This is a genomic window from Pseudoalteromonas arctica A 37-1-2, from assembly GCF_000238395.3.
Classification (GTDB): Bacteria; Pseudomonadota; Gammaproteobacteria; order Enterobacterales; family Alteromonadaceae; genus Pseudoalteromonas; species Pseudoalteromonas arctica.
Window position 1 is genome coordinate 1,421,966 of sequence record NZ_CP011025.1, and the last position, 24,004, is coordinate 1,445,969.

Here is a 24,004-nt window from a genome sequence, read left to right on the forward strand (position 1 = left end):
TGACCTCCTATATACTACGACTATGAAGGTTATTGCGATTTTCTAACCCGTAAATACCACTCAGAAAGCAAGCGAACTTGTTTTTGTGTATAGCCTTTTTCGACCATACGGTTCACAAAGTCTTCGTGCTTTTGCTGATCCTCTGCAGACGTTTTAGTATTAAACGAAATAACAGGAAGTAAATCTTCGGTATTAGAGAACATTTTTTTCTCAATTACCGTGCGTAGTTTTTCGTAGCTTGTCCATAGTGGGTTTTTACCGTTGTTATGCGCACGGGCACGCAATACAAAGTTCACTATTTCATTACGGAAATCTTTAGGGTTAGAAATACCTGCTGGCTTTTCTATTTTTTCAAGTTCGGCATTAAGTGCCTCGCGGTCAAATAGTTGTCCTGTATCAGGGTCGCGATATTCTTGGTCTTGTATCCAAAAGTCTGCATAAATAACATAACGGTCAAAAATGTTTTGTCCGTATTCTGAATACGATTCTAAATAGGCGGTTTGCAGTTCTTTACCTATAAATTCTACATATTGCGGAATTAAATAGCCTTTTAAAAAGCTTAAATAACGCTCTTCTATTTCGCTTGAAAATTGTTCGCGCTCTATTTGTTGCTCAAGTACATAGAACAAGTGCACCGGATTTGCGGCAACCTCAGTGGTATCAAAGTTAAACACACGAGATAAAATTTTAAACGCAAAGCGAGTAGAGAGCCCCGTCATGCCTTCATCAACACCTGCGTAATCACGATACTCTTGATACGATTTTGCTTTAGGGTCGGTATCTTTTAGGGTCTCGCCATCGTATACCCGCATTTTAGAATAGATACTTGAATTTTCTGGCTCTTTTAAACGTGATAGCGTCGTAAATTGCGCCAATGTTTTAAGTGTACCTGGTGCGCATGGCGCGTTGTATAGCTCGCTGTGCTCAAGTAATTTGTCGTAAATTTTAATTTCTTCAGTGACACGTAAGCAGTAAGGTACTTTTACAATATAAACACGGTCTAAAAATGCTTCGTTGTTTTTATTGTTTTTAAAAGTTTGCCACTCAGATTCATTAGAGTGAGCGAGGATCATGCCATTAAAGGGCAGGGCACTAATGCCTTCTGTGCCGTTGTAATTACCCTCTTGGGTTGCAGTAAGTAAAGGATGCAGCACTTTAATAGGCGCTTTAAACATTTCTACAAATTCCATCAGCCCTTGGTTAGCTAAACATAAAGAGCCCGAGTAGGCGTATGCATCAGGATCGTTTTGGGCAAAGTGCTCAAGCTGGCGAATATCGACCTTACCCACTAGCGCCGAAATATCTTGGTTGTTTTCATCTCCTGGTTCGGTTTTGGCAATACCTATTTGGTTTAAAATAGAAGGGTAGCGTTTAACCACTCTAAACTGGCTAATATCGCCATTGAATTCTTTTAAGCGTTTTCCAGCCCAAGGCGACATAATGGTTTTTAAGTAGCGCGGTTTAATACCGTATTCTTGCTTTAGTACGTCGGCGTCCTCTATTGGGTCAAATAATGCAAGGGGATGGTCGTTTACCGGAGAGCCTTTAATTGAATAAATAGGCACTTGTTGCATTAAATATTTTAGTTTTTCAGCAATGGATGATTTACCCCCACCAACAGGTCCAAGTAAATAAAGCACTTGTTTGCATTCTTCAAGCCCCTGGGCGGCGTGTTTTAAATAAGAGACTATTTGCTCAATGGCGTCTTCCATACCATAAAAATCAGCAAAGGCAGGGTAGCGCGCAACGACTCTATTAGAAAATAACCGGCTTAGTCGTGCATCCGTTGCGGTATCTACCATGTTTGGTTCGCCAATTGCCATGAGTAGGCGTTCTGGTGCGCTGGCGTAGGCAGACTTATCGGTTTTACAAATCTCAAGAAATTCAGCGATACTGTATTCTTCTTCCTGTGCCGCTTCGTATCGTGCTTGGTAATGCTCAAAAATCGTCATAATAACCTCCGAAACCCGCTGTAAAAAGGTGCTTACCTTTTAAAGTCTAGTCACGAATGTGTATTTTTGTGCAATAAAATTAAAAATTTAAGTGAAAAAAGATCATGTTACTAAAAGCGTTTTATTAAATGATGAGGCGCTTAGGTGTGATAAACAACAAACAAAAAAAGACGCCTAAGCGTCTTTTTTACATTAGCGTTTAAAGGCTAATTAAGCGAAGTTAGCGTTCGCGAATTCCCAGTTAACAAGCGACCAAAAACCTTTAAGGTAATCTGGACGAACGTTACGGTAATCAATGTAGTAAGCGTGTTCCCATAAATCCACTGTAAGGATTGGAGTAACGCCATCATCAGTTAATGGTGTAGCAGCGTTAGATGTATTAACGATGTCTAGTGAACCATCAGCAAGCTTAACTAACCACGTCCAGCTTGAACCAAAGTTATTTACTGCTTTGTCATTTAATGCATCTTTAAACGCATCAAAAGAACCCCATTTAGCGTTGATTGCATCAGCAACTGCGCCAGTAGGCTCGCCGCCGCCGTTTGGAGATAAGCTGTTCCAGTAAAAAGTATGGTTCCAGATTTGTGCTGCGTTGTTAAATACGCCGCCTTCTGATGAACATACGATCTCTTCTAGAGATTTGTTTTCAAACTCAGTACCAGGGATTAAACCATTAAGCTTAACCACGTAAGTGTTGTGGTGTTTGCCATGGTGAAACTCTAGTGTTTCTTTTGAAATATGTGGCTCAAGTGCGTCGATTGCATATGGTAGTGACGGTAGTTCAAATGCCATTTTTTTATCTCCATCTTCTTTGGTTGATAGTCCATTTGGTAATACGTAATGCCTGTTGAAACAGAGCAGTTACCTATACCAAGCGGTAATATAGTGTTACTATAATTGTTGAGTATTTTACTCAAGTTTAAGCAAACAGCAATGCTATTGCGAAAGACTATTTCAATTGCGGCTTTATTTGCCCATTTTAAGTTATATATTTGTGGTCACGATGAGTTATTTTCAAGACCTAAATATATTTAGCTATCGTTACTTTGAGGTTGTAGATGGAAACCATTGATAAAATTAAACAGCAAATTTCAGAAAACCCAATAATCCTTTTCATGAAAGGGTCACCAAAATTACCAAATTGTGGTTTTTCTTCACAAGCATCGCAAGCGTTAATGTCATGTGGTGAACCATTTGCATACGTTGATATTTTACTTAATCCAGACATTCGTGCTGAGCTTCCAGCATACGCAAATTGGCCAACATTCCCACAACTTTGGGTAGATGGCGAATTAGTTGGTGGTTGTGACATTATTATCGAAATGTTTCAACGCGGTGAATTACAGCCGTTAATTACAGAAACTGCTGCTAAATATAAAGAAGCTGACGCAGAGTAATTTATTACTCAACCTGCTATCAGGTTATTAAGCTCTTTAAACACAAAGCCACTTTTTAAGTGGCTTTGTTGTTTTTAATTTTTGTGAATTTACGAATAAGGAAGGCTCACTTGTACGTTTAAGCCGCCCTCTATTTTGTTGTGTAAACTTATATGCCCCTGGTGCGCTTCTGCTATTTCTCTGCATAAGGCTAGCCCTAAACCACTCCCCGTACTTTTTGTAGAATAAAAGGGCACTAAAGCATTTGCCATTACTTGCTCGCTCATTCCTTTGCCGCAGTCGCTCACATTTATAACACAAGCTTGGGGTACAAATTCGACCTGAATATGTATTTCATTGGCGTTGGAGCCTGACTCGTGTGAATTTTTTAATAGGTTTATGAGCAGCTGCTCGAGTTGGGCTTGATCAGCTTGTAATTCATTGTGTGAATTTTTTATTTCGTAGCTAAATTGCCAGTGATTTTTTAAATTATTGAGTGTGTTTTGCCAGTTAATCCGTGTTTTTTGTGGCTGAGGTAATTTAGCAAACTTACCATAGCCTTGTACAAATTCAGTTAAATGACTAATTCGCTCATCAATAGTTGCAAATACACGGGCAAGGCGGGGCTCATCAACTTTATTTGCGAGCAATTGTGCGCTGTGTAACATGGACGACATAGGGCCGAGTGAATTATTCAATTCGTGGCTGATAATGCGTATTACCTTTTTCCACACGGCAACTTCTTGGCGACTAAGCTCACGGGTTAATTGTTTAAATATATATAAATGATGCTTTTGGTTATTGAGTAAAAACTCCCCGGTGGCTAAATGCCAAGTTTGCGAGTCTTGATTCTCTATTTCTATATTAAAGAGGCCATCAACACCGTGCTCTATAGCTGCTATTAATTGCAGGGGCGAATTTTCGAGCAATTTACTTAGCTGCATACCTTCAAGGCGGGTTGCGCTATTAAATAAACTACGGCTAATTAAATTACTAAATACCACCGTATTATTATCATTGACCAGTAATAACGCTTGCGGCGAGCTTTGCAATACTTTATCAAGCATTAACTCGCGCTGGTAAATCCATTGTTTTTCTTGGCGAAGCTGTTTAGCGGTTTGATTATAAAGTCGGCATAGTTTTCCAAGTTCATCATTACTTTTATACGCTAGTAAGCTGGAGAGCTCACCATCTTTAAAATTAAGCAACCCGGTTTCGAGCGATTGCATGCCAAGCTTTATTGGTTTGGTGAGAGCTCTTGAAAGCAAGGTGCTAAATGCAAGCGTTAGTAATATTAAAAACAGAGTGTAGTACATATCAAAACCACTAAGTGCGGCAATAATAAAAACAGGCAGCGCGCTACAAAGTGCGCAAATTAACACAACCTTTTGGCTTAGGGTAAAGTGGCTAATAATGTTTGGCATTAATAATCAATACCCATTTTTTGTAATCGACGATAAAGAGCTTGTCGGCTTAAACCAAATTCACGGGCCACTTTGGCTATAACACCTTGATGAGCGCGCATTGCGTGTTCTATTTCCTGTTTGGTCGGTTCTGCTTTTGCTTCTTGTTGAGCAGTAACCGATGACGAAAGTGCAAAGTCATCGACTGTAAGCGCACCTGTTGGTTTTAGTACCGCTACACGTTTACAAGCATTTTCTAGCTCTCGAACGTTACCTGGCCATTTATAATATTGAAGTGCTTGCTCTGTGTTTATAGTCAGCTCTCGGTGAGGTAAGAAGTGGCTAATGAGTGCTAAAACATCATCTTGCCTTTCGCTAAGGGCAGGCACATTGAGTTCAATTACATTAAGGCGATAATATAAGTCTTCCCTAAATCGACCTTGTTCAATTGCTTGTAGTAAGTTTTCGTTAGTAGCCGATATTACTCGCACATTTACTTTTTGTGTTTGTGTTGAGCCTAAACGTTCAAACTCGCCGGTTTGTACTACGCGTAGTAATTTTATTTGTCCTGAAAGTGGTAAATTACCAATTTCATCTAAAAATAACGTACCGCCATCAGCTGCTTCAAAGCGACCAATACGTTGTTTAGTTATCCCCGTGTATGCGCCAGCTTCAGCGCCAAAAAGTTCGGCTTCTATAAGTTCTTGTGGTAGTGCGCCTGCGTTTACCTTAATAAAAGGTTGCGATACAAGTGGGGAGTTTTTTTGAATGATATGCGCAATGCACTCTTTACCACTCCCATTAGGGCCTGTAATTAATGCAGATATATCAGATTTAGCTACTTGTAGCGCCATAGTGACCAGTCGTTCCATAGCCGTGCTTTTAAATATTAGCCCGGCAAGGTCTGCGCTTTTAAATGTACCTTCACGCTCTTGTTGATGGCGATTATGTGTCGCCACTATTTTTTTAGCACTGCCTAGCTCTATTAAATTACTGATACAAACTAGTAGTTTTGCATCATCCCAGGGTTTTGGTAAGTAATCGGCAGCACCTGCTTTTACAAGCTCAATGGCGGTGGCAAGTTCGGTCCAGGCTGTAATAAGTATAATAGGGAGGTGTGGGTTTATTTCTCGTAGTTCATAAAACAACGTTTTACCTTCTTCGCCAGAGGTGGTGTCGCTGGTAAAGTTCATGTCTTGAATTACAAGCTCAATTCGCTGATAGCGAACTATTTGCAGAGCATCAAACGGGTTTGTTGCAGTGACTACCGAAAAGTCGTGGATTTCGAGCAATAACGAAAGTGCGTCGAGTACTGCTTGGTTATCATCAACAATGAGTATTTTATGAGTCATAGGTTTTTTTTATAATTTTTTAATGGCTACACTGCCTTACTAAGCAGTGTAGCATAGTGATTTACATATTATTAAATAGTGCGAGTTGCGATACTGGGCGAAATATTAGCAGCGCGTTTAGCCGGCGCTAATACCGCAAGTAAGCTCATTAAAAATACGGCAATGGCAGTAACGGCTATATAACTTGGCGGTAGTGCAGCTACAGAAAAATACTGCATTAACATTTTCCCAAGCAGTATTGCTGTTACTACACCTAAGGCTAAACCTAGGCTACAAATTAATGCATTTTCTACTAAAAAGTAGCTAACAATAGCTGACTTTCTTGCGCCAAGTGCTCTGCGTGTACCAATTTGCTTAGTACGTTTGCTAATATTAAATAAGGTTAAGCCAAAAATACCGAGAGCGGTTATAAGCACTAAAATAGTGATTAATACTATGAGCATGCGCATCATGAGGCGATCTTGAGCGGTATACTCATTTTTTAATTCATCAAGTCCTTTAATGTTGTTAATAACGCGTTTGCTGTAATTTTCGAGCATAGCATTTTCTATTTCTTTCATTACAGCTGCTCGCTGACCAGGCTCTGTACGAACGGCAACTTGTGCATAACTTGCTGCTTTAATATAAGGAATAAACGCAAGATTATCGGGTTTACTGTCTTTGAGCCACGGGCCTTTCATTTTTCCGATCACGCCAATAATTTTAAGTGGTAGGTCGCCAAAATAAACTATTTTCCCTAAACCATCTCCATCAGGGTAGAGCTCATCAAGTAAGGCTTTAGTGACTATAGTGACGTTGGTGCGCTTTTGTGTAATTTCGTTTGTAACGAGCACTTCATCTTCGGTAAAGTTTCGCCCAGCAATTAAGTTAACGCCGTAGGTATTAATTGCGTGGTCATCTATAAAAAAATAAGCGGTCCTGACACTTAGGCCTTCTTGTGGAGCAGGTTTTAAATTAAAGCTCGAAGCGCTGCCACTCCCTGATAGCGGAATACTACTGCTTAATGCGGCATCGACCACGCCTGGCATTTTTCTAAGCATGCTTTCATCAAGCTCAAACTGCTGACTTAAGTTAATATCAGTACCAAAGGTCATTACATTAAACTTAAATATATCTTGTTCAGGGTAGCCCGTTTCTTGGTTTAAATAGCTAATTCTGTCTTGAGTGATAAATGCAGCATTACTGACTATTGCCGTTGTGATTGCAATTTGAATTAGCAGTAATACAGCGCCCACCTTTGAGCGGCATAAGGCGTTGAATATAGGTTTTATTTCTAACATTGTTAAATTCCTTATTGGCTCTTAAGATAAATGGCAGGGTTGGTTTTGCACACTAGCCAAGCTGGGTACAAACCAGCCAAAATGCAGGTTGTAATTGCAATCAATGGAGCGCTCAATAGCATGGTTAAATCCATTGTCGCTAAGTTTTCATAGTAGTCGTAGCTTTGCCCTACGCCCATTAAGCCAAGTTGTGCTAGTACAATTCCTAGCATGCCACCTATAAAGCCAAGCATGGCGACCTCAACTAAGTGCTGTAAAAATATTTGCCTTTTACTAGCACCTAATGCGCGCCTTACACCTACTTCTGGCGCTCTGCGTAAAAACTTAGCTAAAAGTAAACCTAAAATATTGGCTAAGCAGACACCTAAGAACATAAAGCTCAGGCCCACTAAAATTTTATTGTCTTCGGTGACGACGTTGTTGTATTGCATCCATTGGTTTACATCGCGAAGTTTATACTCAAGTTCTTTACGATTAAATCGACCACGTTTTTGTTGTTCTTGCATATAGGCTAATAAGTAATTTTGATAGGCTTGTTTTTGTTCAAGCGTATTTAGCTCTGCCCAAAACTGGATCCATACTTGCTCAGATTGCAGTTTATCTGCAAAGGTTGGTGTGTTTTCGTGTTTCCATCCATTGCTATTGCCCCAACTTACGAGCTCTTTTGCCTTTATTAAGCTAAAGGGCATAAATAACTCTTCTACTTGATTAAATGCACCGTTATTTAAATCATAATATTTAATATTGAGAGGCCAATGGTTAATAACACCAACTACTTGATAGCTTGCATCATCTAAGTAAATCAGTTCTCCGACGGAGTTTTGTCCTGCAAATAGTTTATCGTTTATCTCTTGGGTAATAACAACCACAGGTGCGGCTGAGTTTTCTTGCTCTTTGCTCCAAGCCCCTCCGTATAGAAATGACAAATTAAACATGCTAAAAAAGTCAGGCGTTGTCATGCGAGCATTACCTATAAAAGGTTTTATTTTGTCGGAGTCCAGATAAACTGAAAAGCCGGTACGCATCATAGCCACTTTTTTCTCTGACGTGGGTGCGTTTAATAAGTTCTCAGCATCTTGATAGGTCAGTTGCAGTGGCATGTTATCTTCTGTCCACCACGTACTACCATCGTCCATTGTTTGTAATTGCACACTGTAAAGTTGGCTGCTTTTTTCTGGGATAGGATCGGCCGACATCATGTGATAAACACTAAGGCTGGTCATTGTTATGCCTATACCTATCGCAATGGCAAGTACCATTAAAAAGCTAACCAGTGGGGTGCGCTTGAAGCTGCGCCAACTTAAATCTAAATAATGAATAAACATTAGTTAAACCCCCGATGCTGTTTTTATAGTTTGCGCGCCCTGATAAAGCGTAAAGTCGGCAAGTTGTCCATCAACTACTTGAATATTACGCGGAGCACGGCGGGCTAATTCGCTATCATGCGTTACCATTACAATAGTGGCACCGTCGCGATTGATTTGTTCAAGTAACTCCATAACTTGGCGAGCCATTAAGCTGTCAAGGTTACCTGTTGGCTCATCGGCAAGTAAAAAACGAGGTTCACCAGCAAGCGCACGGGCTATTGCCACACGTTGTTGCTGGCCACCGGAGAGTTGTTGAGGTAAGTGTTTAGCGCGAGATGCTAAACCAACTTGTTCAAGGCATTGCTCAATTCGACGTTTTCGCTCATTTGCTTTAATCCCTCTGTAGCGAAGAGGAACTTCTATGTTTTCATATAAATTTAAATCGGGGATCAAATTAAAGCCTTGGAATATAAAGCCAATCTTTTGATTACGTAAATCAGCACGTTGGTTATCGTTTAGGCTGCCAACATTAACGCCATCCAACAGGTATTCACCTTCGTTAAAAGGCTCGAGCATACCTGCAATATTTAAAAAGGTTGTTTTTCCTGAGCCGCTAGGACCAGTAACAGCAATAAATTCGCCTTCGTTTACTTGCAGATTAAAATCTCGAAGCGCATGGGTTTGTACCATTTCTGTTTGGTATACTTTACTTACATTGTTCATTTGTAACATGGTTGTTCCTAATTATTTTTAGCGTTGGTTGAGAACGTCTGTTTAATTTAATAAAATCGTGTTGGCTTGCTTAAAGTCGCTGTAGCTTGAAATAATAATTTCATCGTTTTCTTTTAGTCCACTTAAAAGCTCAACCGCATTAATGCTGGTGGCGCCTATTGTAATAGGTATACGCTTTGCGATGTTGCCATCGACTTTATAAGCTATAACTCCGCCTTGCTGCATAAATGCACCACGCTTTACTTGCATTACACCCTCTCGGTTGTCGAGTAAAATACGTGCAGTTAAGCGTTGGTTCTGACGAATGTTGTTAGTAACACCTTTAAACCGGACGCGTGCTGTTACTTCACGATTATTAACTTCTGGTGATATGGCGGATAAATTCCCCATCACTGTTTCATTGCCTAACTTAAGCTCTACTTCCATACCGAGCCCTAATTCGTTTGCGTAACTTTCAGGAACTTGGAGTTCGGCTTCAAAATTACTTAAGTCGACGAGAGTCATAAGAGGTTGGCTTTGCGTCACTGCGGCTTTTTGTTGCACTAATAGGTTACCCACGATCCCTGTAACGGTAGCCTTAATAGATAGGTTGCTTACTTTTCGGATTAAGTCATCAACAATAAGTTGTTGGCGGGTCACATCACTTTTAGCAGCTTGTAGTTCAAAAGCGAGCGTGTCTTTGGCAAGCAATACCTCTTGCTGCGCATGCTTATAGGAGAGCTTAGCTCGGGATAAATCATCAACTGCTTTTTCTAGATCAATTTGGCTAATTAAGTGCTTTTGTATTGATAATTGTGCGCGACGATTTTCGCGCTCAGCGGCGTTAAGCTCGACTTGTGCCATATCGAGTGTTTTATTTAAGGTGAGTGTTTGGCGTCTTGCTTGCAAATGCTGCCTTTGCTGTTCGCCTTCAAGTCTTTTAAGTACAGACTCCTGTTGCTTTAATTCATTAGTTAACTCAGGGCTTTGCAGCAGGGCAAGTGTGTTGCCTTGCTTTACTGTATCGCCGGCCTTTACTTTTAAATCTATAAACCCCCGTTCTGGACTGTAGATTTTAGGAGCATTAGCAGCAACAATTTTACCACTGGCGGCAATGTCTCGAATGAGCGCTTTAACATGTACTTTTGCAATCTGTACTTTTGAGCGGCTAATAGAGCTTTTAGCGCTATGGCTCGTTAAAAAAATATAAGCAATTGTAGAGACCACAATGAAAACAATCGCAGTGATTATCGCGTATTTTTTATAGCTTATAGGTGCCTTTACTTGTACGTCTTGTGCGCTGGTATCTTTAATCATTTAATTTCCCCTAAATTGCTTTTATGTATTTTTCGCACAGCAGTAATAAAGCTGCTGTGCAAATAGCGGCAATAGGAGAGAGTAAAAATAAGCTTAGAGTAAACATAGTAATTCCAATTAGCGATTATATATAAAGCTATACGATTAATATGCCAACTATTATCTTATTGATATTTAAGTGATTTTATTTTTTTGTTATTGAAATTTATGTACGCGGACAGTTTATGTGTCCGCATCGGACATAGTTTTAAATAAAAATTCACTATTAACGTACAAAAAATGACATGAACTTTCATAACTATACTAATGAGCAGCAATAATCGGGGATGTTAAGCCATTAAAGTAATGAAATGGCATAAAACTATCTAAATGTTAACTGAATAGCCTCTCTAGCGCTGAATACTTATTCACTTTCGGTTGCCTTTACGTTTACGTAAGCTGGCACGCTGGAGGCTCGTGTTTTTTACAATATGTTAAACTTGACACCAGTGTCATGAAAAAATAGTGGTTAAAATAACGCTAAATGTTAAAAATAATGATAAAAAGAAATCTTGCTATGAAGTGAGAAATATTCAAGAATGTGAATATGTATTCAAAGTGCTATTGACTCTATTTAAGATAGAGGCTAGTTTTGTCCGTCTGTTAGCAAATCGTCGAGCAGTTCATCCACGCTAACAGTGCAGCAAGGGGAGGGGTCTATGTTATACGACTCAAAGTTAGAAAAAGAAAATTGTGGCTTTGGCTTAATAGCCCAAGTTAATGGTCAAGCTAGTCATAGGCTTATTCGTACTGCTATTACGGGGCTTGATCGCATGCAGCACCGTGGTGGTATATCTGCCGATGGTAAAACAGGTGATGGCTGTGGTTTATTATTACAAAAACCAGATAGCTTTTTCCGTGCTATTGCTAGTGAACATAACTGGCACTTAGGCAAAAACTACGCAGTGGGTATGATATTTTTAAATTCAGACCCTGTTTTAGCGCAAGCTGCAAAACAAATACTTAGCGAAGAATTAGAAAAAGAAACGTTAAATATTTTAGGTTGGCGCGTTGTGCCAACTGACCCATCTATGTTGGGTCCTATTGCTGTACAGCAATTACCAGGTTTTGAACAAATTTTTGTTAGCGCGCCAGAAGGTTGGCGTTCTAAAGACTTAGAGCGTCGCTTATATGTAGCACGCCGCCGCGCTGAAAAGCGCATTGTTGATGACGAAGCTTTCTATATCGCAAGTCTATCTGGTTTGGTAACTATCTATAAAGGCTTAATGATGCCTGCAGATTTACCAAATTTTTACCTAGATTTAGCTGATATTCGTATGACGAGTGCGATTTGTGTTTTCCATCAGCGCTTTTCTACTAATACTCAGCCGCGTTGGCCTTTAGCTCAACCTTTCCGCTATTTAGCACACAATGGTGAAATTAATACTATTGAAGGTAACCGCCAGTGGGCACGCGCACGTTCATATAAGTTTGCGTCACCGCTTATTCCTGATTTACAAAGCGCAGCGCCGTTTGTAAACGAAACCGGCTCTGACTCATCAAGCCTAGATAATATGCTTGAGCTATTTTTAGCTGGTGGCATGGATTTATTCCGCGCTATGCGTATGCTCGTACCACCTGCATGGCAGAAAAACCGTGCAATGGACGACGATTTACGTGCATTTTACGACTTTAACTCTATGCATATGGAACCATGGGATGGCCCGGCAGGTATTGTTATGTCGGATGGTCGTTTTGCGGCTTGTAACCTTGACCGTAATGGACTTCGCCCAGCGCGCTATGTAATTACACAAGATGGCTTTATTACGCTTGCATCAGAAGTGGGTATTTGGGATTACACTGCCGATGAAGTAGTTGAAAAAGGCCGTGTTGGTCCAGGTGAATTATTAGTTATTGATACTAAGCTTGGCAAAATTTGGCACTCAGATGAAATCGATCAAGATTTAAAGTCTCGCCATCCTTACAAGTCATGGCTTGAAGAGAACGTTAAACGTTTAGTTCCATTTGAAGAGCTTACTGAACAAGACGCGGGTAATCGCTCATTTGATGACGAAACGCTAGCTAAATATCAAAAAATGTTTGGTTATACCAACGAAGAACTTGATAGTGTTATTCGTGTAATGGGTGAAAACGGCCAAGAAGCAACCGGCTCAATGGGTGATGACACGCCATTTGCAGTGCTTAGTGAAGGGCATCGTTCGCTTTATGATTACTTCCGCCAAAAATTTGCGCAAGTAACAAATCCACCTATCGATCCACTGCGTGAAAATCATGTAATGTCACTTGCGACATGTATTGGTAGTGAGCAAAACGTATTTAACGAAACAACAGGCCATGCTAAGCGCCTACAGTTTGATACGCCAATTTTAATGTACGCAGACATGCAGCAGCTATTAAATGCTGATGAAGCGCATTACAGCTACTGTAAAATTGATATTACCTACACAGTTGAAGAAGGTTTAGAAAATGCGGTAACGCGTATTTGTGACCAAGCACAAGAAAAAGCAGCCGCTGGTTGTATCATGCTTATTTTAACTGACCGTAACTTTGATGAAATAAATTTACCAATTCCAGCAGCTATGGCTGTAGGTGCGGTACAAAAACGATTAGTTGATAACAATCTTCGCTGTGAATCAAACATTATCATTGAAACCGGTAGCGTGCGTGATGCGCATCAGTTTGCTGTGTTATTAGGCTTTGGTGCTACGGCAATTTATCCATACCTTGCGTATGAATCGTTAGTTGCGATGAGCGACAGCAAAATTATTAATAAGTCGTATTGCGAAGTAACTCTTGCTTACCGTAAAGCCATTAACAAGGGCTTATACAAAATCATGTCTAAAATGGGCATAAGTACGGTTGCGTCATATCGCTGCTCAATGTTGTTTGAAGCGGTTGGTTTATCTGACGCTATTGTACAAATGTGCTTTAAAGGTGTGGCAAGTCGCATACAGGGCGCATGCTTTACCGACTTTGATGACGATCAGCAAAGCTTACACAAACTCGCTCTAAGTAAGCGTAAATTATTAAGCCACGGCGGCTTGTTTAAGTACGTACATGGCGGCGAGTATCATGCTTATAATCCTGATGTAATCCAAACCCTGCAAAAAGCAGTTCGTTCTGGTGAATATAGTGATTACAGTGAATATGCAAAACTTGTTAATACGCGTCCTATTGCCACTTTACGTGACATGCTTGCGCTTAAAATTCCAGAGCAAGGCATTAGCATCGATGATGTAGAGCCTGCAGAAAACCTATACAAGCGTTTCGATTCAGCAGCAATGAGTATTGGTGCATTATCGCCAGAAGCGCATGAGGCTCTAGCAATTGCAATGAACCGCTTAGGTGGTTGTTCAAACTCTGGTGAAGGCGGTGAAGATAAGCTGCGTTATGGTACCGAGAAAAACTCGCGTATTAAGCAAGTTGCTTCAGGTCGATTTGGCGTAACGCCGCATTACTTACGCAGTGCTGACGTTATTCAAATTAAAGTAGCGCAAGGTGCAAAACCAGGCGAAGGCGGTCAATTACCGGGTGAAAAAGTAACCCCATATATTGCTAAGCTTCGTTATTCTGTTCCCGGTGTTACATTAATTTCGCCACCACCACATCACGATATTTACTCAATTGAAGATTTAGCACAGCTAATTTTCGATTTGAAACAAGTAAACCCTAAAGCACTTATTTCTGTAAAACTGGTTTCAGAACCAGGCGTAGGAACCATTGCGACAGGTGTTGCTAAAGCGTATGCCGATTTAATTACTATTTCTGGCTATGATGGCGGTACAGGCGCAAGCCCACTTACTTCAGTTAAATATGCAGGTAGCCCATGGGAGCTAGGACTTGCTGAAACGCAGCAAGCCCTTGTTGAAAATGGACTGCGTCATCGCATTCGCTTGCAAACAGATGGTGGCTTAAAAACAGGTTTAGATATAATTAAAGCGGCAATTTTAGGTGCAGAAAGCTTTGGCTTTGGTACTGGCCCAATGGTTGCGCTTGGTTGCAAATACTTACGAATTTGCCATTTAAACAACTGTGCGACCGGTGTTGCAACACAAGACGAAACACTTCGTCAAAAACATTACCACGGCTTACCAGAAATGGCGATGAACTACTTTAAATTTATAGCGCAAGAAGCACGTGAAATCATGGCAAGCTTAGGTGTTGTAAACTTAACTGATTTAATCGGTCGTTTAGATTTGCTTGAAGCAATTGAAGGCAAAACAGCAAAACAGAAGAAAATTGATTTATCTTCCGTAATTGCTCAGCCTAATAACCCAACAGGTGAAACACTTTATTGTAGTGCGCCTAATAGCTCACATTATTTAGGAAAACTTAATGAGAGCCTACTTGCTAAGGCGCAAGAAGCAATTGATGCTTCAAGCGGTATTTCACTAGTAAGTCGTATTTGTAATACGGACAGATCTGTAGGTGCAATGCTTTCTGGCTATATTGCCGATAAATATGGCAACCAAGGAATGGCGGCAGATCCTGTAGCAATTGAGCTACACGGTACTGCGGGTCAATCATTTGGTGTGTGGAATGCCGGTGGCCTTGAAATGACACTGGTTGGCGATGCAAACGATTACGTAGGTAAAGGCATGGCGGGTGGCAAGTTAGTTATTCGTCCACCACTTGGCTCGTCGTTCGAAAGTCACAAAGCCACAATTGCAGGCAACACATGTTTATACGGTGCAACAGGCGGCAAACTGTTTGCTGCAGGTTGTGCAGGCGAGCGTTTTGCAGTTCGTAACTCAGGTGTGCAAGCGGTTGTTGAAGGTGTAGGTGACAACTGTTGTGAATACATGACCGGTGGCGTTGTATGTGTACTGGGTAATGTAGGCGTTAACTTTGGCGCGGGTATGACAGGTGGTTTTGCTTATATTTTAGATGAGCGAAATGATTTTGAAAAACGCATTAATCCAGAGCTTGTCGAAATAGTAACACTAGACGAATTAACGTCGCATCAAGAACATTTACGCGGCTTAATTGCTGAGCATTTAGAGCTTACGGGTTCGTGCAGAGCAGAAAGTATTTTGGCTAACTTTGAATTGTACTTACCGATGTTCAAATTAGTAAAACCAATATCAAGTGACGTAAAAAGTTTACTCGGGCATCGCGCTCGCAGTAGTGCCGAACTACGTGTTCAGGCGCAATAAGGGGGCAGTATGAGCGAAAATGTATATCAATTTATAGACGTGCAGCGTGTAGACCCACGCAAAAAACCAATCTCGTCACGTAAAAAATCTTTCGTAGAAATTTACGAACCCTTTTCAGAGAATCAGGTTAACTCACAAGCTGACCGTTGTTTAGATTGTGGTAACCCATACTGTGAGTGGAAATGTCCAGTACATAACTACATTCCACAATGGTTAAAGTTAATACGCACGGGCCGTATTATAGAGGCGGCTGAGCTTTCTCATCGTACAAATAGCTTACCAGAGGTTTGTGGGCGTGTTTGCCCACAAGACCGCTTGTGTGAAGGCTCGTGTACGCTCGATGAAGAGTTTGGTGCTGTTACAATTGGTAATATTGAAAAATACATTACTGATGAGGCATTTAAAATGGGCTGGAAGCCTGATATGTCTTATGTAACATGGACTGACAAAAAAGTAGCCATTATTGGTGCGGGCCCTGCAGGTTTAGGGTGTGCTGATATTTTAGTGCGAAATGGCGTTAAACCAGTAGTGTTTGATCGTCACCCAGAAATAGGTGGACTACTCACATTTGGTATTCCTTCTTTTAAACTTGAAAAATCAGTAATGCAAAAGCGCCGTGAAATTTTCACTGAAATGGGCGTAGAATTTAAGTTAAATGTTGAAGTAGGTGTTGATATTACACTTGATCAAATTTTAGCTGATTACGACGCTGTGTTTTTAGGGGTTGGTACGTATCAGAGTATGCGTGCAGGTCTTGAAAATGAAGATGCATCGGGTGTTCACGATGCATTGCCGTTTTTGATTGGTAACACGAACCGTGTAATGGGCTACGACGAGACAAAACAACCGTGTATTGATATGGCTAATCAAAAAGTAGTTGTACTTGGCGGTGGTGATACAGCGATGGACTGTGTGCGTACGTCTATTCGACAAAATGCTGCAAAAGTAACGTGTGCTTATCGTCGTGATAAAGAAAATATGCCAGGCTCTAAACGTGAAGTTAAAAATGCGAAAGAAGAAGGCGTTATATTTACGTATAACGTTCAGCCTAAAGGCATTGTACTGAACGATAAAGGTAAAGTGACCGGCGTTAAAATGGTTAAAACTAAATTAGGTGAACCTGACGCAAAAGGCAGAAGCCGTGCTGAAGAAGTACCTGGTTCAGAACATGTTATTGAAGCAGATCAAGTTATTATGGCGTTTGGTTTCCAGCCTCACAAAATGGATTGGTTAGAAAAATACGATGTAGAAATAAACAACTGGGGCGGTATTAACGCACCAGAACAAAGTGAGTTTACACATCAAACGACTAACCCTAAAATATTTGCTGGTGGCGATATTGTGCGTGGTTCAGATTTAGTGGTAACTGCTATTTTTGAAGGACGTAACGCTGCAGAAGGTATTATGGATTACTTAAAAGTTTAATTTTTCGTTTTAAAATAACGATATTTAAAGCAAGCCAAGTGGCTTGCTTTTTTATTTGTTTTATCCAAATGTAATGTCAACGTAATTAGTGACAAATGGTGCTATATTTATACCATCTCTTGTATGGCTTTCTTGAGCAACACCTTTTGTTAGTAACTTCATGTAGTAACCTTATATAGTAACTTTCAAAGAAACTGCTTTGTTATTATGGGTTGTTCTTTATAAGCCAAATGCGATTTCTTTGGGTATCTACTAAGCGGCTTTCAGGGCTCGTTTCATATATATAAACGTTATCGACACTTCTTTCTTCTATGTCGTTTATATACTCTAATACCAATTCGGTTAATTAAGTGATCTATTTTGAGATAACAAAATTATGTCGATAATGGGGCTAAAGTTTTGCTACTTAGGTGTTCTCGGCAATTACCTCTACATTGCTTTGTATTCATGCAGTCGTATTTCGAAAGTTTTAACGCAGTTAGCGCCAAGTTCAATCCTTGAAATTGATTGAGTAATATCGCGGATTGGTATAGTGCGTGTACTTTTTTGTAGCGGCACTTTTATTGATTAATGTGTTGTTGACTCGGTCCTGGCACAATTCATAGAATAGTTATTACCATTTTTAACTGTGCAGGTTTATATTATTTTTTGACTACCAGTCAGTTCGATTATTGCAGGAATAAAAGGGCGTACTTATATAATTTTAGTAAATGGTATTAGTGCCAAGCAATTTAATATCGTAAAAATGTACTTACCTGAGATAAATGCAAGAGGCTAAAAATATGTGCACAATTGTCAGTGTTAATTACTAACCTTAATAGTTGATTTAAATATAAAGTAGGTTCATTATTGCACGCTGTTTACGGTTTGCTTACTTTATATCTATAAGTTTGCTTTTATATACAAATAAAATAAATAGAAATTATGTACGAATACTCAAACAATTTAGAAAGGAAGCTCATTGTTCGGTTCTTTTCCTCAATAGGGTTTATAGCAACGTTTTCGATGGCTAGCTTGGCATTTATTAACAACAGCTATTTATTAGCATTTACTTTGGTTGTTTCTTCGTTTGTTTACTTATCGGCGTTTAATATAGGTAGAGGTGTAGAGAAGTCTGCAACTGTAATTTTATATAACCTGTATGCACTGATGTTTTATCTTGTACTTACAGGAGGAGCACAAGGTACAGGGCCTATATGGATATTTATAGTGTCTCCTGTTACTTATTCAATTCGAGGGCTTAAACGAGGGACGTTTGATATTGTTTTATTTTTATCGGCGATTGTTCTCGGTTTTTATTGCGCTGATACATTTAATATATATGACTACAATCCTGAGCAGTTTCCAGTCAGAATCATACTCGCTTTTATAATTGTTGCATCATTGAGTGGTTATTACGAATTTTCAAGAGAAAAATACAGCAGTAAATTAATTGCTTTAAGCAAAAAAAATGAATTTTTAGCAACTATAGATCCACTCACTAATCTGCCAAACCGCCGTTTCACTATGAATAAGCTTATAGCTTTTAAAAATGAGCTTAAAAATAATAATATCCCGTTTGTAATATTATTAGCTGATGTAGATAATTTTAAAAAAATTAATGATCAATTCGGCCATGATTTTGGCGATGAAGCTCTTATCCATTTAGCAAAAACGTTTGAAAATAATATTCCGCAAAATGCGATTGCTTCACGTTGGGGCGGTGAGGAGTTTTTAATTGTGATTCCAAATGTAACCGTTGATGAGGGTGAGCTCGTTGCAGAAAAAATCCATAATGCCCTTAAAGCTTCAGCTGTAAGCTTATTTTCAGATAGTGTAAATATAACGCTAAGTATTGGCATCACAGCTGCAAACGCTGAGCGCTCAATTGACCTAGATATTAAGCATGCTGATGAACTACTTTATAAAGCAAAAGAGCAAGGTAAAAACAGAACGTGCTCTTTTTAAATGTTTATTTACTTTAATCCATTGAAAACGAATCAAGGGATGGCCTTATTTTAGCCTTTCTGCGTTTTAAGCTCATGTAGCATATTACAATACACGCAATCTGCATTGTAATTAAAACCCAATAACTAACACCTAAATCACTTAGTCCATTTATTTTTTCGCTAGTAAAGTAATAGGCCACAACGATTAGTTGAAAAACTAAAAAGCTATTTAAAAACTTAAATAAACGTTGTTTAAAACAAGTATGTTTATATTTACTAAATATAATTAAACAGGTGCTTAGTACTAATAACAACCAACTTAAAATTATACAAAAATCAACTAAAGTACTGTGCATTATTTAATCCTTGAAGACGTTATTTACTAACACATTAGGCGTGCGCCATTATTAGTTCTTTAGCATTTGCTTTAGCTGTTTTGCTTATGTTATCGCCGCCAAGTAAACGGGCTATTTCATTAATACGGCCATCTTTATTTAAAGGCAGCATATGAGTAAACGTTTCGCCTTGTGCTATTTCTTTAGCTACAAAAAATTGCTGATGTGCACTACTGGCAACTTGCGGTAAATGAGTAACACAAATTACTTGAGTTGATTTACCTAATTGGCGTAATAACTTACCTACAGCAGATGCCGTTGGGCCAGAAATACCTACATCAACTTCATCAAAAATAAGCGTTGGGGTTGTTACTTTTTGGGCAATAATTACCTGTATAGCAAGACTTATACGAGAAAGCTCACCACCTGATGCTACTTTAGCTAATGGCTGAAGTGGTTGCCCCGGATTAGTTGATACTAAAAACGAGACATTATCAAAGCCTAGGCTGTTTGGTGTACGATTACTCTCTTGAGTTAAGGCTATTTCAAAAACACCGTTTTCCATTGATAAATTAGCCATGCTTTCACTTATTAGTGTGTTAAGTGTATTAGCATACTCGCAGCGGCTTTTACTTAATTCATCAGCAGTTTGCTTGTAACTAAGTAACGCGCTTTCTATTTCTGACTCAAGCTGCTCCAGACGATTACTATTATTACTTATTGACTCAAGTTCTTGAGCAATCGATTGATGAAACTCAACTAACTGCTGTGGTTTTATATGATGCTTACGCGCTAAATCCATCGCTCCACTTAGCCTATTTTCTACTTCAACTAAGCGTGCCGGGTCTAAATCTGCTTGCTCAGTGTAATTGCGCACTTCGCGGCTTGCTTCTTCAACTTGTACAGCGGCTTCGCTAAGCATAGCAGCTACGCTTGCTAAACTTTCGTCATATTGAGCCAGTTCGGTAAATTGTTGAGCGCTGTGCTGTAGTAATGAGCAAGCGTTTTGCTCATCACTTTCATATAAGTGTTGTAACTCACGTTGGCACGATTCTAATATTGTTTGGCTATTGCTTAGTTTGTAATGCTCAGCCTCAATTAAATCAAACTCATTTTCTTGTAATGCAAATTCATCAAGCTCAGCAACTTGATACTCTAACAATTGTTTTTGCGCTGCTTGTTGCTGCTGTTGTTGTTCTAAGTGTTTAAATTCTTTTTGTAAGTTAGCAAACTGTTTATAGTTTTTATTTACTGAGTTTACTAAGTGGTGATGCCCTGCATAGGCATCTAAAAGCTGTAACTGATGCTCAGCTTTTAATAAATATTGGTGGGCATGTTGTCCATGAATAGATATTAAATATTGACCAAGTTCTTTTAATTGTGATGCGGTAACTGCACTACCATTAATATAGCTCTTACTACGGCCATTTTTACAAACAATACGACGTAATAAGCACTCGTTGTCAGAAGTGCTTAGCATATGTTGCTCTAAAAATGCTTGAGCAAGCGGTAGATCTGTTAAGTCAAATTGTGCACATACTTCTGCTTTATCAGAGCTTGGGCGAACTGCTGATGCTTCAGCGCGCTCACCTAAGCATAGCGATAGGGCATCAATAGCAATAGATTTACCAGCACCTGTCTCACCTGTGATCGCAGTCATACCGCTGCGCCATTCTGTGCTTAAATTACTTACGATTGCAAAATTTTTAACTTCTAAACCAATTAACATACTGTTTATCCATCCAGTCAATTAACTGTTAATTTATACAGTGTTTTGGTTTTTTGCAAATTAATTTTTTATTATTTAAGCAACACTTACATCTTGAGTAAACTGTGTATCGGAAGTTTGGGAAGATGCATCAATTTGATCATCAACAATATCAGTAGGTTGTATACTCTCTTCGGTTTTAAGCAGAGCAATGAGGGGAGGTAATGTATTAATATAAAAACTCTTATTGTATAAAATGCCTTGCTGGGGCAACTCAGATACAAAGTACTGTATATTATCAATCAATGGTTGAATTATATTTGTTTGATTGATTTTAATTAACTCGTTGGACAACGTATTAATTAGTAGGTCGGCAGTATCTTCAAGCTGTTGCAAGTTCTCGTCTGTATGTGATTGAACAACAAAAAAATTATTTACAATAGCTTGAATGCGAGGAACGTATTTTGGGCGAATTATTTTAGCATCAAGTAGATCATTAAGCTTTGCTTTAAGGCGCGTATTTACATGCGAAACACGTTCATTAAATAGCTTTTTTCTAGCTTCTATCGCTTTTTTACGGTTACTCTCAATTTTGAGGTAACTGTATAAAAGTGTAATTAATAGCAGTAAAGCAAAGAATACTACATAAGTCATTGCTACTCGTTCCTAAATTAGTTGATTATTATTTTAAGTCGCCATTTTGCTTTATAGTACTAAATTTGGCAATAAAATTAGTACAAACGACTACCCCAATTCAGTTTTGTACGTAAAACGTTGTAGTAAGAGTAATTTTTTGGATGAATTAAGCGCAATTGTTTATCGGCTTTTTTAATTACTACCTCATCGCCGGGTAATACGGCTAGCACTACGTGGCTGTCGCAGCTTACCTGTAGGCTATCTGTATTTTCTAGGCTTAGCTTTAAACGAACTTCATTATCGGCATCTACCACTAAAGGTCTGCTAGATAAGGTATGAGGAAACATAGGTACTAACGATATAGCATTTAGTTCTGGCGTTAATATTGGACCGCCACCTGAAAGTGAATACGCCGTAGAGCCTGTCGGGGTTGATACTATTAAACCATCGGAGCGCTGAGAAAACACAAAGTCATTATTTATAAAAGCTTCAAATTCAATCATGTGCGCTACTTTATCGGCATGAAGTACCGCTTCGTTAACGGCTGAGTTTGCACTTTTTAATTCGTTGTGGCGATATACTTCTACTTCTAATAAAAAACGTTTTTCTTCAAGATACTCACCACTGAGTACTTGCTCTAAGCTCGCTTCAAACCCTTCGGGGTTTAAATCAGTTAAAAAACCAAGGTTGCCTCTATTTACACCAATTACAGCAATGTTAAAGCGCGCAAGTACGCGTGCTGCGCCAAGCATGTTACCGTCACCGCCTACAACAATGGCTAAATCGGCTTGTTCACCTAAGTCGACTAACTTAACAAGTTTGTCATGCGGAATATCGTCTAACTGACTCCCTGTGCGTTTTTCTACTATTACCTCAAAGCCAAGCGCAAGTAAAAAGGTATGTAAACGCTGAAGGGTAGCAGCGGCTCCCGGGTGATTAGGTTTGCCAATTAGGCCTATGGTGTTAAAAGGAGAGTCCATAATGTACGCACAAAGAGATTTAATAATAGTAGAGTAACTCAAAACAGAAGTGTTTGAAAATACAGATTATAGCAATATTATAAACCTTCAATTTTATTCGTAGTGAGTTAGCTGCACGACTTGAAAAAGAACTAAACGCCCCGATATCTCTTTCATGCAACAAGATGTAGATACCATGAAACTAAACCCACGAGATCAGCAAATTTTTTCAGCTGTTATGAACATGTACTGTAATGGTGAAGGCTTGCCTGTTCCATCAACAAAAATTGCCAAGCTTAAAGGCATGGCAGTGTGTTCGGCTACGGTTCGTAATGCTATGGCTCGCTTAGAAAAAGTGGGCTTATTGTATTCACCTCATACATCCGCAGGGCGAGTGCCGACAAATGAAGGGTTTGATTATTGGTTTGACGAATTTTTTGTGCTTGCTGATATTGCTAATTATTGGCAACCACAGCAGTCACAACTCGTTGAGCTAGCGCATGGTTTGAGCCAAAAATATCAAGTATGTTGTTGTGTTGGTTTACCTCAAGCCAGTTCACAGCAAGTGTTTAGAGTAGAAGTGCTTGATTTTGATTCTACCGACTGGCTTATTTTATTAGTAGATAGGGCAGGGCAGAGTCACAATATTTGTATTGATAAACCTCATGATTCGTCAGACTCTGTTCGTTATCAATTTGCCACGTGGTTGAACACTGTATTTAGCCAACAAACCTTAATGGAAGGTTTGTACCGTATGCAAGCTATGGCAAATACAGCGCCTCGAAATTGTCATGATTCGCTTAATCAATGGACGCGACAACTAAGCCAAAAATTAGGCTCAGATAATAGTATTGTTGTTGGTGAAAATTACCTCTACAAACAAATAGACTGCGAACAAAGTTTAAATATTGGTGTTTCGTTTTTAAATTATGTAGAAGATAAGCTTGCTTTTAAAAATGGTGTATCGGTACTTAATAGCGAAAAATTACCTTTTACTGAGTGCGATGAATTAATTGTAATAAGCGTGCCGTACTTTAAAAATCAAGAATATCAAAGCCGTTTTTGTATAATTTGTCCTAAATCAGCGCAGATTGAAGAAATAATTCAAGAATTTAAATTAATTGAGGCATCTAACTCTTGAATCTTTTTATTCAATCCC

The 24,004-nt window shown here is 39.3% G+C and carries 17 protein-coding genes; 5 read left to right on the top strand and 12 right to left on the bottom strand.

The window, feature by feature from the left end; translation table 11 throughout:
* Positions 1-29 precede the first annotated feature (29 nt).
* Together PARC_RS06400 and PARC_RS06405 are read right to left on the bottom strand one after the other, a co-directional pair.
* Positions 30-1,952: a PrkA family serine protein kinase gene (locus PARC_RS06400; RefSeq protein ID WP_010553401.1), complete on the bottom strand. Its 1,923-nt coding sequence runs from the start codon at positions 1,950-1,952 to the stop codon at positions 30-32.
* A gap of 210 nt (positions 1,953-2,162) precedes the next feature.
* On the bottom strand, positions 2,163-2,744 hold the full coding sequence (locus tag PARC_RS06405; RefSeq protein ID WP_002960323.1) for a superoxide dismutase: 582 nt from the start codon (positions 2,742-2,744) through the stop codon (positions 2,163-2,165).
* Positions 2,745-3,010: 266 nt separating this feature from the next.
* Between PARC_RS06405 and PARC_RS06410 the strand changes: the two genes are divergently transcribed.
* Positions 3,011-3,349 carry a Grx4 family monothiol glutaredoxin gene (locus PARC_RS06410; RefSeq protein WP_004335359.1) on the top strand — a complete coding sequence of 113 codons (339 nt, stop codon included), beginning with the start codon at positions 3,011-3,013 and terminating at the stop codon, positions 3,347-3,349.
* Between the two features lie 89 nt (positions 3,350-3,438).
* On the opposite strand, the gene PARC_RS06415 is transcribed toward PARC_RS06410, so the two are convergent.
* The 6 genes from PARC_RS06415 to PARC_RS06440 all read right to left on the bottom strand — a co-directional run bounded on the left by PARC_RS06415 (position 3,439) and on the right by PARC_RS06440 (position 10,698).
* Entirely contained in the window at positions 3,439-4,752 is a 1,314-nt protein-coding gene (locus PARC_RS06415) for a sensor histidine kinase (RefSeq protein ID WP_007584583.1), read from the bottom strand.
* On the bottom strand, positions 4,752-6,083 hold the full coding sequence (locus tag PARC_RS06420) for a sigma-54-dependent transcriptional regulator (RefSeq protein ID WP_010553402.1): 1,332 nt from the start codon (positions 6,081-6,083) through the stop codon (positions 4,752-4,754). The genes PARC_RS06415 and PARC_RS06420 overlap by 1 nt, the downstream gene beginning before the upstream one ends.
* A gap of 71 nt (positions 6,084-6,154) precedes the next feature.
* Positions 6,155-7,363 carry an ABC transporter permease gene (locus PARC_RS06425; RefSeq protein WP_010553403.1) on the bottom strand — a complete coding sequence of 403 codons (1,209 nt, stop codon included), beginning with the start codon at positions 7,361-7,363 and terminating at the stop codon, positions 6,155-6,157.
* A gap of 11 nt (positions 7,364-7,374) precedes the next feature.
* Entirely contained in the window at positions 7,375-8,688 is a 1,314-nt protein-coding gene (locus PARC_RS06430) for an ABC transporter permease (RefSeq protein ID WP_010553404.1), read from the bottom strand.
* A gap of 3 nt (positions 8,689-8,691) precedes the next feature.
* The gene (locus tag PARC_RS06435; RefSeq protein WP_004335374.1) at positions 8,692-9,402 is read right to left on the bottom strand and encodes an ABC transporter ATP-binding protein; all 711 of its coding nucleotides are present in this window, start codon (positions 9,400-9,402) and stop codon (positions 8,692-8,694) included.
* 42 nt (positions 9,403-9,444) lie between these two features.
* On the bottom strand, positions 9,445-10,698 hold the full coding sequence (locus tag PARC_RS06440; protein WP_010553405.1) for an efflux RND transporter periplasmic adaptor subunit: 1,254 nt from the start codon (positions 10,696-10,698) through the stop codon (positions 9,445-9,447).
* Positions 10,699-11,396: 698 nt separating this feature from the next.
* Between PARC_RS06440 and gltB the strand changes: the two genes are divergently transcribed.
* The 3 genes from gltB (at position 11,397) to PARC_RS06455 (ending at position 19,226) form a co-directional block, all read left to right on the top strand.
* A complete protein-coding gene (gltB, locus tag PARC_RS06445) occupies positions 11,397-15,854 on the top strand; it encodes a glutamate synthase large subunit (RefSeq protein ID WP_010553406.1) in 4,458 nt (1,485 codons plus the stop codon).
* Positions 15,855-15,863: 9 nt separating this feature from the next.
* Positions 15,864-17,279: a glutamate synthase small subunit GltD family protein gene (locus tag PARC_RS06450; protein ID WP_010553407.1), complete on the top strand. Its 1,416-nt coding sequence runs from the start codon at positions 15,864-15,866 to the stop codon at positions 17,277-17,279.
* Between the two features lie 924 nt (positions 17,280-18,203).
* The gene (locus PARC_RS06455) at positions 18,204-19,226 is read left to right on the top strand and encodes a GGDEF domain-containing protein (protein ID WP_337589868.1); all 1,023 of its coding nucleotides are present in this window, start codon (positions 18,204-18,206) and stop codon (positions 19,224-19,226) included.
* 13 nt (positions 19,227-19,239) lie between these two features.
* On the opposite strand, the gene PARC_RS06460 is transcribed toward PARC_RS06455, so the two are convergent.
* From PARC_RS06460 to nadK, 4 genes are all read right to left on the bottom strand, one after another.
* Positions 19,240-19,563, bottom strand: a complete 324-nt coding sequence (locus PARC_RS06460) for a hypothetical protein (RefSeq protein WP_010553409.1) — start codon at positions 19,561-19,563, stop codon at positions 19,240-19,242.
* Positions 19,564-19,597: 34 nt separating this feature from the next.
* Positions 19,598-21,271: a DNA repair protein RecN gene (recN, locus tag PARC_RS06465; RefSeq protein WP_010553410.1), complete on the bottom strand. Its 1,674-nt coding sequence runs from the start codon at positions 21,269-21,271 to the stop codon at positions 19,598-19,600.
* A 75-nt stretch (positions 21,272-21,346) separates the two neighbouring features.
* Positions 21,347-21,904, bottom strand: coding sequence for a hypothetical protein (locus PARC_RS06470; protein ID WP_007584558.1), 558 nt, complete (start codon positions 21,902-21,904; stop codon positions 21,347-21,349).
* Positions 21,905-21,981: 77 nt separating this feature from the next.
* Complete coding sequence (gene nadK / locus PARC_RS06475) at positions 21,982-22,866, bottom strand: NAD(+) kinase (protein WP_004335384.1); 885 nt, start codon at positions 22,864-22,866, stop codon at positions 21,982-21,984.
* A gap of 154 nt (positions 22,867-23,020) precedes the next feature.
* Between nadK and PARC_RS06480 the strand changes: the two genes are divergently transcribed.
* On the top strand, positions 23,021-23,986 hold the full coding sequence (locus tag PARC_RS06480; protein WP_033012581.1) for an HrcA family transcriptional regulator: 966 nt from the start codon (positions 23,021-23,023) through the stop codon (positions 23,984-23,986).
* Positions 23,987-24,004 lie beyond the last annotated feature (18 nt).